This is a genomic window from Chitinophaga sp. CB10 (genome assembly GCA_001870995.2).
GTDB lineage: Bacteria > Bacteroidota > Bacteroidia > Chitinophagales > Chitinophagaceae > Chitinophaga.
Map to the genome: position 1 here is coordinate 78220 of MLAV02000009.1, position 13809 is coordinate 92028.

Sequence of the window (13809 nt, forward strand, 5' to 3'; positions counted from 1 at the left end):
TATGCCCGCAATTCGAAACCCGGGACCTGTTAAAGAAAAGCACACAGGAAAGGTCCGGGCTACAGGAATAGCCAGCTGATCTGGCCATCGCCAAAACGGGAAATGTTTTTAAAAAAGGATTTAGGCGTATGGCCGGTCAGTTCTTTAAAGTCACGGATCATGTGCGACTGATCAAAATAATTGGCCAGTACCGAAAGGCGGGTCAGCCTCTGCTCCGCCGGCAATGATGGATGCGCATGCACCGCTTTCCGGAAACGGATGATCTTTCTGAACGCTGCGGGTGTTTTACAAAGGTATCTCTCGAAATGTTGGTGCATGGTTTGACGGGATACCCCATAGGCCTTGCATATCTCGCTTATGCTGCGTTCCGGGATGTCCTCATTGCCCATTTCATCCAGGATAGCAGGCAGAAAAGGATGTGTATAACCATTGTATTTGCTAAGCCAGTAAGCTTCCAGTGCAGCCAGCTTGTCCTGCACCGTATGCATGGATTGGATGGCCTGCATTGCCGGCACATAATCAGGATGAGGATTGAAAAAAGAAAAATGCCCTCCGGCAAAGTCTTTTAACGGTGATGGCAGAAAAGCGTTTATGGCGAAAGGTTTGAAGAATGTGGTGATCTCGCTGATCCGGCCTTCATACTTAACACATACCGCCTTGCTGAATTTTCCTACCAGCCGGCTTTCCAGTACGCCATTCGGTTCATGCCGGATAGATACCAGGTCGTCACTCACCTCACTTACCGTGTCGGCGTACAAGCATACAATATTATAGATACCGGGAAACGTCAGGTAGGTGCAGGGTTCATCCCCATCCTGCCGGTCAAGCGTATAAATATAGGCGATATGCTGTTGCAGCAAAGGGGAAACCGGTTTGTAGATACTAACCTTCATATCAGTTGCTAATTTAATAAAAAACTGCAGGCGCCTGACATTTGTACAATTATTTATCCGGGTGATCATTTTATTTTGCATAAAGTATAATCATGAAAAATTTCTTGGCTGCTGTTGTTCCGGCATTGGCCGTTTTAGTATTTCCACCAACGCTTTCAGCTCAGGTTAAAGACCCACTTGCTACGTCTGTAGCCCGGCATCTCGATCAATTGGCAGCAACCGATCACTTCAGCGGCGTCGTGCTTATCGCCAGAAACAGGAAAACCGTTTTCAATAAAGCTTATGGCTACGCCAATCTCTCCGATAGCATACCTAACCGGCTCAATACCCGCTTTAATCTTGCCTCTATGGGTAAAATGTTCACCGGTATGGCCATTATGCAATTAGTGCAAGCCGGCAAACTCTCCCTCAAGGCGAAAGTCGGTTCCGTGCTGCCGGGTTATGCCAACAAAGCAGTGGCTGATTCCGTCACCATTCACCAATTGCTGACACATACTTCGGGCATGGGGAACTTTTGGGAAGAACATGAAAAACTGGCTAAAGAAAAGTATAGAACGGTTGACGACTATATTACGCTGTTCATCAACAAACCGCTACTTTTTACGCCAGGCGCCCGTTATTTTTACAGCAATGCCGGCTATACGCTTTTAGGAAAGATCATTGAACAGGTAAGCGGGCAAACTTATTTTGACTATGTAAAACAACATATCTTCCTCCCGCTGAAAATGTATGATACCGATGCTTATGAACTCGACAATGCTGTACCCCGTATAGCCATTGGCTATAGCATGTCGCCTGAAGATCCCGGCCAGTGGAAAAATAATATCTATGTAAATGTGGTGAAAGGCGGCCCGGCCGGCGGCAGCTATTCCACCGCGGCAGATCTGCTCAGGTTCGCCAATGCAGTTCTGACCAACCAGCTGCTCAATAAAGAAAACACTGCGCTTTATATAAACGGGAAAGTTAAATATGACAAAGGTAGCTATGCCTATGGCATGAGCATAGACACATTGAATGGCCACCCGCTCTTCGGTCATACCGGTGGGCATTTTGGTATTGCCAACGAACTGATGGTCTGTCCTGACCTTGGTTTTACCGTAATTATCCTCACTAACGGCGAAGTAGAGAATTATTGGGAAGCCAGCAATTTTATCAAGCGCCTTATATGCGGCCCATCACCAGCAACAGATAATTATTTCTATACAAAAAAGATCATCGATACAACTGCCAAAGCCGGATTGGAAGCCGGGCTCAAGCTGGTTGCTGAAAACAAAGGCCAGCTAAAACTCAGGGAAAGCGTTATTGACCGCTGGGCATGGCATAAGTTGTTTGATAAAAAGAATGACGAAGCGTTGGCATTATTACTGCTGAACACAAGGAGTTTCCCCGGATCATCCGGCTCGCTTTACAGTCTTGCAGAAGGATACCGCCTGACGGGTGATAAAAGTAGGGCCATCGAAACGTTTGAAAGATATCTAACACTTGAACCCAACGATGCTGAGGTGGCAGCAAAAATAAGAGGCTTAAAAAATTAGGCGTAAGCCGATCCCGAAAGACATCTCTGGCGGGAGCGCTGTAAAGGGTGGGGAAGATATCTGAAAACAATAAATGACATTTAAGTAAAGACTGAGGGATTCTCCCGAAATCCGTTAAAACACAAAAAGAGGTCATCTTATTGATGATCTCTTTTTACTTGCGGAGAGTCATGGATAGAAAAGACTGACGGATTCTCCCTAAATCCCTTAAAACAAAAAATGAGATTATCTTATCGATAATCTCATTTTACTCGCGGAGAGTCAGGGATTCGAACCCCGGGACCTGTTACAGTCAACAGTTTTCAAGACTGCCGCAATCGACCGCTCTGCCAACTCTCCAGTGGGATGCAAAGGTATAAAACCCAAACAAATTTCCAAAAAATTTTTGAAATTTCTTCGTAAACCCGCTCCCACAGGGATTCCGCTTAACGAAGGATGTACGAACCAGGCCCGTTTTTATTACCTTACTGTTGATTCATGGTCCATAGATATTGCTGATTCATCACACTTTACCTGGCCCGTACTTCCCGTTTTATTTATTTCCAGCCTCCGCCCAGTGAACGGTAAAGGTCCACCATGGCAGAAAGGCGCTCTCTTTCAATATTCGCCTGGTTCAGCTCAGATTCCAGGGCTTTCGCCTGCGCCGTGATTACTTCCAGGTAATTAGCCATACCGCTGCGGAACAACAGTTGTGCCTGCTGTATCGCCAGCTGGGTGGTGCTCACCTGCCGCGCCACGATCTCCTGGCGGGTTTTGAGCTTATCCAGCTTCACCAGGGCGTCGCTTACTTCCCCGATCGCATTCAGGGCCGACTGCCGGAAGGTTATCACCGCCTGCTCCCTTTGGATACGGGCTACTTCCAATTGGGTTTTTAAGGCCCTTTTCTGGAAGATCGGCTGGGTAAGGCTACCCGCTACTGTTCCGAACAGGGAAGCCGGCATTGTGAACCAATTGCTCGCTTTAAAGCTGTTCAGTCCACCGCTGGCAGTGATGTTCAGGGACGGGTACATGCTGGCCTGGGCCACGCCTACTTTGGCATTGGCCGCCACCAGGCCCATTTCGCTGGCGCGTACATCCGGGCGGCGACTGATCATTTCAGCCGGAATACCCGCCGGCAGGTCCGCCGGCACGCTGAAATCATGCAGCTTGCTGTTGCGGGCTATAGTCCCCGGCAGCTCACCGGTAAGGATACGCAGGGCGTTTTCCTGGATGGCAATCCCCTGTTCCAGCTGCGGAATGAGCAATTCCGCCGCCTGCTGCTGGGAAATGGCCTGTTGTATGGCCAGCTCCGTCACCTCGCCGGCAGCCTTCTGCAGGCGGATCACCTGCACGATGGTATCTGTCAGCGCCACGTTCTTACGGGCAATGTCCAGCTGCTGGTCCAGCATCAGGAGGTTGAAATAACTGCTTGCCACGGCTGATACCACGCTGGTCTGCACGGCGTGGGCGCCTTCGTAGGTTTGCAGGTAAGTAGCCAGGGCAGCCTCTTTCTGGCGGCGTATCTTACCCCAGATGTCAATCTCCCAGGACATGCTTACGCCGGCATTATAATCTTCAATATGATCGCCCATGCCAAACTGGCTCATGTTCATACCATTCAGGCTGTTCTTGGACGGGAAGTTCGTTGCGGCGCTCACCTGCCCGGTGAAGGACGGCAGCCACGCTACTTTCGCCTGCTTCAGGTATTCCTGCGCTGCATCCACCCGTTTTACGGCCAACTGCAGGTCCAGGTTACCGCTCACCGCTTTGTCGATCAGCTGTTGAAGGGTTGGATCCGTAAAAAACTTTTTCCATTCCATCGCGGCAATGCTGCTGTCGGATGGCGCCGCATTGTTGAACTGCTCTGGCAGCGCCATCGGGGGTCGCTCGTAATTGCGACCTACCCGACATGCTGCTAAACCTACAACTAAAGACAACACGATGAAATGACTTTTAAAATATCTGTGCTTCATTTTTTCTTTCTTGTTGCGTTGAATCTTAATGTACCAGCTCTGCTTCTTCTTCCCTGGCGGTAACCACCATTCTCTTAGGACTTACCTTCTCCTGCAGGTACTGGAAAATCACATATAATACAGGGATAGCAAATACCCCCAGGATAACCCCGGTAAGCATACCGCCGGCAGCGCCGGTACTGATAGACCTGTTACCCAGTGCGGAGGAACCGGTTGCGCGCATCAGCGGCAACAGACCCGCAATAAAGGCGAAGGAAGTCATCAGGATCGGGCGTAAACGCAGGCTGGCCGCTCTGATAGCCGAGGCTACCAGCCCCATACCACCGCGGCGCCGCTGCACCGCATACTCCACGATCAGGATCGCATTCTTAGCCAGCAAACCTACCAGCATGATCAGACCTACCTGGACATAAATGTTGTTGTCGATGCCAAACAGGTTGATGAATGCAAATACCCCGAAGATTCCCAAAGGAATGGATAAGATAACCGCAAGCGGCAGGATATAACTTTCGTATTGCGCTGCCAGCAGGAAGTACACGAATATCAGACAGAGGGTGAAGATGATCACCGTCTGGTTACCGGCGCTGATCTCCTCCTTGGTCATACCTACCCACTCGTAAGCATAACCCCTTGGCAGGTACTGCGCCGCTACTTCCTGTACGGCCTTGATGGCGTCACCGCTACTGTAGCCAGGTTTAGCCTGACCGTTGATCGTTACGGCGTTGAACAGGTTGTTCCTGGTTACGGTTTCAGGTCCGTACACGCGTTTCAGTGATACCACGGTGTTGATAGGCACCATTTCACCACTGGCATTTTTAACGTAGATACCGTCCAGCGAGGAAGCTTCCTTACGCATCGGCGCATCCGCCTGTACAATTACACGGTAGTATTTACCGAAGCGGTTAAAGTCAGACGCAAACATGGAGCCGTAGTACACTTGCAGGGTCTGCAGGATGTCCGCCACGGGGATACCCAGCTGCCGCGCCTTTCTGTCGTCCACCTCCACTTCATACTGCGGATGCCCCGCATTAAACGTGGTGAAGGCAAAGGCAATCTCCTTACGCTTCATCAGCTCGCCGATAAATCCGTAAGCGGTATTGCCCAGCTTATCCAGCGGGCCGCCGGTGCGGTCCTGCAGGATCATTTCAAAACCGGCTACGTTACTGAAGCCCGGCACCGTAGGCATACTGAACACAAACACGCTCGCTTCAGGGATGCCGGCCAGTTGCGCCTGCATCATGCCCATGATCGCATTCATATCTTTTACCTTACCGCGCTCCTTATATGGCTTCATTTTCACGAAGCCTACGCCGGAAGTAGCACTGCTGGAGTTGGACAGGAAGTTGAACCCGGATACGCTGAGGTAGTTATGGGTAGCTTCCATGTTTTTCATGATCTTTTCCACTTTGTCTACCACCTGGCGGGTACGTTCCAGGGAAGAACCCGGAGGCATGGTAACGGCATATACCGCGAAGCCCTGGTCTTCCGTAGGAATAAAGCCGGTAGGCGTTTTACGCATCATCCACACCGTGGCGACGCCTATGATAGCCAGACCTGCAATAGTGATCCACTTACGTTTGATCAGGAACTGCAGACTCTTGGAATATTTGTTGGTCATGGCATTGAAGCCGGTATTAAAGGCAGCAAAGAATCTTTTGCTAAAACCTTTCTTCGCAGGCTCCTCGTCGTGATGGTGACCGCCGGCATGGGTATTTTTCAGCAGCAGCGCACACAAGGCAGGACTCAGCGTCAACGCGTTCAGCGCGGAGATCAGGATGGCGATAGCCAGCGTGAACGCGAACTGACGGTAGAACACCCCTACCGGGCCCTGCATGAATCCCACCGGTACGAATACCGCGGACATCACCAGGGTAATAGAGATGATAGCCCCGGAGATTTCCTGCATGGAGGTAATCGTCGCCGACCGCGGGTCCCTGCCCTTTTCCATCTTCGCATGCACGGCCTCCACTACCACGATCGCATCATCCACTACGATACCGATCGCCAGGATCAGCGCAAAGAGGGTGAGCAGGTTGATGGAGAAACCAAACAGCTGCATGAAGAAGAACGTACCGATAATAGCCACTGGTACCGCAATTGCCGGGATCAGGGTAGAACGGAAGTCCTGCAGGAAGATGAACACCACGATGAACACCAGGATAAAGGCTTCTATCAGGGTATGTTTTACCTGGTCGATAGATTCATCCAGGTATTCTTTGGTACTATAGATGTTGAACGTTTCAATACCGGTAGGGAAAGCAGCTTTCGCTTTTTCCATCAGGGCATTAATGTTCTCCTGGATCTCGTTTGCATTCGATCCGGCAGTTTGGAAGATGGCAATACCAATACCATATTTACTGTTCACTTTCGTGTCACTTCCGTAGCTGAACGAGCCGAATTCCACACGGGCTACGTCCTTAAGACGTATCACGGAACCATCGGCATCAGCGCGCAGGATGATATCCTCGTACTGTTCGTTCTTATTGAGCTTTCCTTTGTATTTAATAACATACTCGAAAGACTCTTTACTACCTTCCCCGAAACGGCCCGGGGCGGCTTCCAGGTTCTGGTCTTTGATAGCCGCCAACACTTCCTGCGGCGCCATATTATAGGCAGCAAGGCGGTCGGGCTTCAGCCATATACGCATGGAATAGTCTTTGGTGCCAAATACCATCGCCTGGCCAACCCCAGTTACACGTTGAATATCAGGAATGATATTGATCTTAGCGTAGTTCTGCAAAAAGGTTTCATTGAACTCCTCTTTGTCGCTCATGAGGTTCACCACCATGATCATACTGTTCTGCTGCTTCTGCGTGCTGATACCCGCCTGCACCACCTCTGTCGGCAGCAGCGCCGTTGCTTTGGCCACGCGGTTTTGCACGTTTACAGCAGCTTTATCAGGATCAGTACCCAGCTTGAAGTAAACCGTCAGGGTCATGGAACCATCATTGTTAGAAGTAGAGGTCATGTAAGTCATGTTCTCTACACCGTTCACCGCCTCTTCAATAGGCGTAGCCACGGAGCGGGCTACTACCTCAGCGTTCGCACCCGGATAAGAGGCTGTTACGGCCACGCTGGGTGGCGCAATGTCCGGGAACTGCGTCATGGGCAACTGGAACAAGGACAGTATCCCCAGTAGCACCAGCAGTATGGATATAACGGTGGCAAGTACCGGCCGTTCTATGAATTTTCTGAACATAATAGCAATAGAATTTAAGTATCATCAATAATGATGACTTACAAAAGGTGGTAATTACGGTAACGACTATACGTAGTTAAAAGAACAGCATACCCGTCACCGTTATAACTTATTAATGATTAAAGGGGCTTCGCTTTCAGCAGGCTGTCGAGCGACATCAGCTGCGGCGCCACAGGAGTACCATCGTGCAGGCGGTCAAGGCCTGAGTAAACGATACGCTGTCCGGCTTTCACACCCTTTTCCACGAAGTAATAGTTACCGCTTTTACCGGCAATGGTGATCGGCACGCCAGCTACTTTATTACTGTCTGCCACCACAAACACCATTACTTTATCCTGCAGCTCATAAGTCGCTTCTGCCGGTACCAGTACTGCCTGCTCAAATTGCTCAGGGATTCTGATCTTACCGGTATTGCCACTGCGCAGCAGTCCTGCGGCATTCGGGAAAGTAGCACGGAAGCTCACCGCGCCCATGGTTTTATCGAACTGACCTTCCATGGTTTCAATCGTTCCTTTTTCAGGATAGATCGTTCTGTCGGCCAGCTGCAACTCCACTTTAGGCAGGCGTTTCACCTTATCCGCGATGGTAGCGCCTTCTGTGTTGTTTTTGAATTGCAGGAAGTCGGGCTCGCTCATGGAAAAGTAAGCATATACTTCAGATACATCAGAGAGTACAGTCAGTGGCTGCGGTTCACTACGACCTACGAGCGCGCCTGTCTTATAAGGTATTCTGCCGATGTAACCACTTACCGGGGCAGTGATCAGCGTGTAGCCGTTGTTGATACGCGCGTTGCCTACCATGGCCTGCGCCTGTGCTACAGCGGCTTTCGCGGCAGCGTAGGTAGACTGTGCCGTTTTCAACTGCACTTCGGATACTACATTATTCTTTACCAGCGGCGTAATGCGGTCTACTTCCACCTGCGCTTTTTCCAGGTTAGCCTGCGCTGCCAGCAAACTTGCGTTGGCATTGCTCAGCTGCTCATTGTACAGGCGGTCGTTGATCTTAAACAACGGCTGGCCGGCCTTTACGTATGCGCCTTCGTCCACGAATATTTTTTCCAGGATACCATCTACCTGTGCGCGGATTTCCACGTTCACGCGACCTTCAATAGTAGCGCTGTATTCACGGTAAGTAGTAGCAGGTACGGTACTGAGTTGCAGTACCGGTAAGGGCGCCGCCTGATTGCCAGGATTGTTGTTCGCCTGTGAAGCGCCACAACCATACATGGCAGATAGAATAACAGCACTATAAAGTAAGCCTGACGGCAGGTTTGCAAAGATTGATCTCAATGAATTCATACGTTGTTCTTTTTTGTGTTGCGACAATAGCTTCCCCCGTGCGAATCCAGTACAACTCTTCTGGTTTCACAAAAGCTAGTTCTATGATAGCAATCGGGCGTGAGGATACAGGTAATATATTGCACGGCAGTGTACAGGGTATGCATAACGGTTTACGGGCGGGAGTTATGCATCCGCAATTCACTGTGCATTCGTATAACTAAACAGCAATGTTATACGCTTACATGCAGCAATATGTTACTTCTGTAAATGAAATAATTAATTAAGCAATTCTGAAGGTTGCGGTTAATCTCTAATCGCTAATTTCCATGGCTTTCAAATTTTGAATGACGTACGGGCAGCGTCATTATATTATTCACGATGCAAAAATAGACAAATATATTTTTGATCGATTTAAATTTTTGCGGGTTTAATTGTACTTTTCACGGCTTTCTCGTTGAAATGCCGCCGGAGTTTGTCCGGTATGCTTCTTAAAAAAGCGGTTAAAGTAGGCATCATCTTCAAAATTCAGGTGCGATGCAATCTGCTTCACAGAGTGCTCACCCCAGTACAGTAGCCGCTTTGCTTCGAGAATACGCTTCTCGTCGATCACGTATTTCGCATTCCGCCCCATGAGGGATTTCACCGTATCATTCAAATGACCGGGGGTCACAAATAACATTTCGGCATAATCTGAAACCTGGGCCTTTTCATGGTAATGTTTATCTACCAGTACCTTAAACTGGCGCGCCATGTTATATTGCGCGCTTTCCACCCGCAGCCAGATGCTGTCGCGTGTAGCCGGCTCAGATATACGGCCGCAGGCAATAATAAAGGCGTTGAGCAGGTTACGGATAATCTCCTCCCGGCGGATCCGGTTCGATAAATACTCCTTTTCGATCAGGTACGCGTAGGAAAGCAACTCTTCCAGCTGCTCCTCATTTATAGGAATTACCCCTGAACCGAAGATGCAACGCCAGCAACTTACCACTCCCTGCAATTCGGATTGCAGAAACTCATCGGTAAAATAGATACTGATCATCTCGCAATCTTCCTCCATCCTGTGCAGGTGCACCTGGTCAGGCTCCATCAGCATTACTGCCGGCGCCATTACCTGGTGCTGCCGGAAGTCCACCGACTGGTGGATGCTTCCCTTCACAACGATATCTATACTATATCCTGTATGGCGATGTGGAATGGCAAAGTCTTTTACCACCGGTTCGTTCCCCTTCATCCTGGTGATCAGAAAGGGAAAACCATCCGTACAGTCTTCCAGTCGATAAACAGGTATTGGTGTTTTACTTGCTACTTCCATCTTCGGTTCATTTTAAGGTAATCTAATTACTCGGATACTTTCTCCTCAACCACCACAAGGTCGCTCAGCTTCACATTGATAGGCACTTTGCCTAACTGGACGATCGCGCGTTTATCGCGGATCTCTATCAGCTTACCTACCTGGCGGTTACTCAGGATTTTCACCTGGTCGCCCACCTGGACCTCTCCTCCTACTTCTCTGAATTTATCCTGTACTTTCTTGTCAATCTTTTCGTTAATCTGTTTTTCCCTGCGTCTGAAAAGCAGGATTTCCGCGGCTTTCATTACTTTTTCACGCTCGTCGTTCTTCTCGGCGCGCTTCCATTCCACCACGATCTGCTTGAGCTTGCGCTCCATATCTTTCAGATACTGCAGATCGTCTTCCTTGATTTTATTCTGCAATTTAAGGAAGGTTATCTGCTGGTTTTTGCGCTCCTTGTCGGACAACTCTTCGTATTCGCGTTTCAGCCGTTCGTTTTCCTTGATCAGCTTCTGCAGGTCTTTCTTCTCGGCTTCCACTTTCTGGAGGTCCTGTTCTGCCTTGTTCAGCAGCTTATCCAGTTTGAAATGCCCCTCGTCCACCAGCTTCCTCGCCCGTGCGATCAGCGAGGGATGTAACCCGATGCGCTGCGCGATCGAAAACGTATAGGAGCTGCCTGGCTTGCCAATCAGTAATTTATACAGTGGCATAAGGGTTTCCTCGTCGAAGCCCATGGCGCCGTTGATAATACCTTTCACCTTGTTGGCCATCACCTTCAGGTTGAGGTAGTGCGTGGTCACGATACCGAAAGCGTGCTTCTTGGCCAGTTCCTCCATGATCACCTCCGCAAAAGCCCCACCCAGGTTAGGATCGGACCCGCTTCCCAGCTCATCTATGAAAAACAGCGTTCTTCCGTTCGCGTTTTCCATAAAATATTTCATGTTTTTCAGGTGAGAGGAATAGGTACTCAGCTCAAATTCCAGCGATTGGGTATCCCCGATGTGGATCATGATCTGTTTAAAAATACCCATCTGGGAGGTCGGATGTACCGGCACCAGCAACCCGGATTGTACCATGAGTTGCAATAAACCAACAGTTTTGAGCGTAACGGTTTTACCGCCGGCATTCGGCCCGCTGATCACGAGGATATGGTTGTCCTTGTCCAGCGTAATGTTCACCGGTACGGTAGGCTTGCTGTTCTTGCGGTTGTACAGCAACAGCAACGGGTGGTAGGCCTGCACCAGGTGTACCTGGGCGTGCGGTACCAGTGCCGGGTAGTTACCGTCCATATCCAGCGCCAGCTTGGCTTTCGCCCGGATAAAGTCATAAATCCCCAGTACGTCGTGATAGCTGTTCAGCAAATCGCTGTAGCCATTAAGCTTTGCCGTCAGCTGACGGAGAATGCGGTACACCTCGCGGTTTTCTTCCCGCTCGAGCGACTGCACATCATTATTCAGTTCAATGGTTTCGTCCGGCTCCAGGAAGGTGGTTTTGCCCGTATCGGACTCCCCGTGGATGATACCTTTTACCATGCGCTTGTTTTCCGCATAGATGGCTACCACGCGGCGACCGTTGAGGAACGCCTCGCCCTGGTCGGCCAGGTAATTGGCCTTTTGCAGTTTCTGCATCACGCGCTCAAACACGCGGCGCAGTTCCGTACGCTTGCGGAACAGGGACATGCGGATCTTCGCCAGCTCAGGGCTCGCATTATCCTTCACCTGCCCCACTTCGTCCAGCACCTCATCTATTAAGGCCGTGATCTTTTTCTCGTAATAGGTTTCTTTTATAACCTCGTGTAATGCAACATATTGCACCTTACGGTCATGATCAAAGAAGCGGGTGATGGCATGCATGCTCTCCGCCAGTTTGCGGATCTGCAGCGCCTGTTCCCCCGTGAGTACCGCCCCCTGGATAGACAGGAGCTTCAGCTCCGTCTTCAGGTTGAGCACAAAATCATTCGGGAAATGCTCCTGTAATAAGGTAAGTTGCTTGTATTCATGCGCCTGTTGCAAGGCGGTCTTAACATAATCTATATGCGTATGCAGCCGGAGATCTTTGGCCATCTGTTTACCTAACTCCGTCTTACAATGCTCCATCAGGAGCTGTTGTACTTTATCAAATTCCAACTGCACAAGCGCAGATTCAGGAAAATACTTCAATTGTAATGTGTTGTTTAATAATAAATCTGACCATCTCCATACGTGCTGCTAACATAGGCGGTGGTCACCGGGAAATTCATTTAATTCTCTGTTTGCTAAGGTTAAAAACGCTGCTGCTGGGCAAAAAGAATGTTAAAGTTACTTAACTTGTCGTTCTCTTGTATCAATTTACACGTAAATAATATTTACGCTGTAAGGTTTGGGCATTTCTGGCGTCTTACTGGTAAGTGGTTTAACCAACAATTAAAAACGGTTTCATTATGCGAAAATACTCAATATTTATATTTCTGATAACAATGGCGCTGGCAGCCTGCGCCCAAAATAAAAAGGATAAGGTACCCAACGATATGGAAGTAAAGAACAATACCAATCTCCAAACCGCCACCTTCGGCGGGGGATGCTTCTGGTGTACAGAGGCACAGTTTCAATACCTGGATGGTGTGGTGAAAGTGGAATCCGGTTATTCCGGCGGTAACGTCCCCAACCCCACCTACGAAGAGGTATGCGAAGGCAATACCGGTCATGCAGAGGTGATCCAGGTGACGTACGACACCACCAAAATTACCTACGACGAGCTACTGGAAGCCTTCTGGATCAGCCACGACCCTACCCAGCTCAATCGCCAGGGCAACGACGTGGGCACCCAATACCGCTCCGTTATCTTCTACCATAATGAAGAACAGAAGGAAAAAGCAGAATATTACAAAAATAAACTGCAGCACTCCGGCGCCTACGAAAAGCCCATCGTAACCGAGATTGCACCTTTTACCAGGTTCTATAAGGCAGAAGATTACCACCAGAACTATTATAACCAGAACGGTTCCCAGCCTTACTGCTACTTCGTGATCAAGCCTAAGCTGGAAAAGTTCAAAAAAGTCTTTAAAGACCACCTGAAAAAGCAATAACTGCCTTTTTTACACCGGAAGCAGCCGGCCGCCTACCGCGGGCGACTGCCTCCGGCAAATCTTCCTTCCCCAATATCGTATTTTAGTCAGCCTTTTTCATTATCTTCCGTCAGTTATAAAAACTGATATTCCATTAATGAGCACAGTAAACGACCTTGCCGCTGCCTGCCCATTCTGCGGCAGCCATGAACTCGTCCGCGCTATTCCCGAAAAAAATCCTAATGATGTAATTGTAGTGTGTGATCACTGCCAAAAGGTAGTCCCCGCCTACCCCTCATCCCCACACTCGCTGGCGCAGCAAAAAAAGAGTATTAACGACCAGGTGGTCGACCTCTGCCTTAGTCATGGCATCATCCACGGTATAAAATATTACCTGATGGAAATGAATAAGCTGGGCGGCCCTAAAATTTCCCTGTCGCAAGCCAAACAGGATGTAGATAATTTACTGGCAACCAGGGGACTTACACATGCGGTTAAAAAGCCAAGCAAAAATGGATGCGTCATAGTCCTGATCGTATTACTGCTCATTGCCGCCAGCATCGTGTACTTTCTCAGCCGCCGATAATTTCAGTATTCGCCGCTTTTATTGTAACTT

General features: G+C 49.3%; 9 protein-coding genes and 1 tRNA gene. 3 read left to right on the forward strand and 7 right to left on the reverse strand.

Going from position 1 to position 13809, the window contains the following annotated elements:
• Positions 1–59 precede the first annotated feature (59 nt).
• Positions 60–893, reverse strand: coding sequence for a helix-turn-helix domain-containing protein (locus BOC67_RS14360; RefSeq protein ID WP_291911055.1), 834 nt, complete (start codon positions 891–893; stop codon positions 60–62).
• 92 nt (positions 894–985) lie between these two features.
• Here BOC67_RS14360 and BOC67_RS14365 point away from each other — a divergent pair, with 92 nt between their 5' ends.
• Positions 986–2428, forward strand: a complete 1443-nt coding sequence (locus BOC67_RS14365) for a serine hydrolase (protein ID WP_291911057.1) — start codon at positions 986–988, stop codon at positions 2426–2428.
• Between the two features lie 254 nt (positions 2429–2682).
• Here BOC67_RS14365 and BOC67_RS14370 read toward each other — a convergent pair.
• The 6 genes from BOC67_RS14370 to BOC67_RS14395 all read right to left on the reverse strand — a co-directional run bounded on the left by BOC67_RS14370 (position 2683) and on the right by BOC67_RS14395 (position 12282).
• A tRNA-Ser gene (locus BOC67_RS14370) sits at positions 2683–2767 on the reverse strand.
• Positions 2768–2964: 197 nt separating this feature from the next.
• Positions 2965–4380, reverse strand: a complete 1416-nt coding sequence (locus BOC67_RS14375; RefSeq protein WP_291911058.1) for an efflux transporter outer membrane subunit — start codon at positions 4378–4380, stop codon at positions 2965–2967.
• Positions 4381–4405: 25 nt separating this feature from the next.
• Positions 4406–7579, reverse strand: a complete 3174-nt coding sequence (locus BOC67_RS14380; protein WP_291911059.1) for an efflux RND transporter permease subunit — start codon at positions 7577–7579, stop codon at positions 4406–4408.
• Between the two features lie 119 nt (positions 7580–7698).
• Positions 7699–8805 (reverse strand): efflux RND transporter periplasmic adaptor subunit, encoded by a 1107-nt coding sequence (locus BOC67_RS14385; RefSeq protein WP_291911061.1) that lies wholly within the window; start codon positions 8803–8805, stop codon positions 7699–7701.
• A 481-nt stretch (positions 8806–9286) separates the two neighbouring features.
• The gene (locus BOC67_RS14390; protein WP_291911063.1) at positions 9287–10171 is read right to left on the reverse strand and encodes a helix-turn-helix domain-containing protein; all 885 of its coding nucleotides are present in this window, start codon (positions 10169–10171) and stop codon (positions 9287–9289) included.
• 26 nt (positions 10172–10197) lie between these two features.
• The gene (locus tag BOC67_RS14395) at positions 10198–12282 is read right to left on the reverse strand and encodes a MutS2/Smr-associated SH3 domain-containing protein (protein WP_291911065.1); all 2085 of its coding nucleotides are present in this window, start codon (positions 12280–12282) and stop codon (positions 10198–10200) included.
• A 374-nt stretch (positions 12283–12656) separates the two neighbouring features.
• Here BOC67_RS14395 and msrA point away from each other — a divergent pair, with 374 nt between their 5' ends.
• Complete coding sequence (gene msrA / locus BOC67_RS14400; protein ID WP_367115568.1) at positions 12657–13214, forward strand: peptide-methionine (S)-S-oxide reductase MsrA; 558 nt, start codon at positions 12657–12659, stop codon at positions 13212–13214.
• Positions 13215–13350: 136 nt separating this feature from the next.
• Entirely contained in the window at positions 13351–13779 is a 429-nt protein-coding gene (locus tag BOC67_RS14405; protein ID WP_291911068.1) for a hypothetical protein, read from the forward strand.
• Positions 13780–13809: the final 30 nt, after the last annotated feature.

Coding starts and splice junctions, on each gene's coding strand:
- BOC67_RS14390 (WP_291911063.1), bottom strand. CDS start 10,171: ATGGAAGTAGCAAGTAAAACACCAATACCTGTTTATCGACTGGAAGAC.
- msrA (WP_367115568.1), top strand. CDS start 12,657: ATGGAAGTAAAGAACAATACCAATCTCCAAACCGCCACCTTCGGCGGG.
- BOC67_RS14385 (WP_291911061.1), bottom strand. CDS start 8,805: ATGTATGGTTGTGGCGCTTCACAGGCGAACAACAATCCTGGCAATCAG.
- BOC67_RS14380 (WP_291911059.1), bottom strand. CDS start 7,579: ATGTTCAGAAAATTCATAGAACGGCCGGTACTTGCCACCGTTATATCC.
- BOC67_RS14375 (WP_291911058.1), bottom strand. CDS start 4,380: ATGAAGCACAGATATTTTAAAAGTCATTTCATCGTGTTGTCTTTAGTT.
- BOC67_RS14365 (WP_291911057.1), top strand. CDS start 986: ATGAAAAATTTCTTGGCTGCTGTTGTTCCGGCATTGGCCGTTTTAGTA.
- BOC67_RS14405 (WP_291911068.1), top strand. CDS start 13,351: ATGAGCACAGTAAACGACCTTGCCGCTGCCTGCCCATTCTGCGGCAGC.
- BOC67_RS14360 (WP_291911055.1), bottom strand. CDS start 893: ATGAAGGTTAGTATCTACAAACCGGTTTCCCCTTTGCTGCAACAGCAT.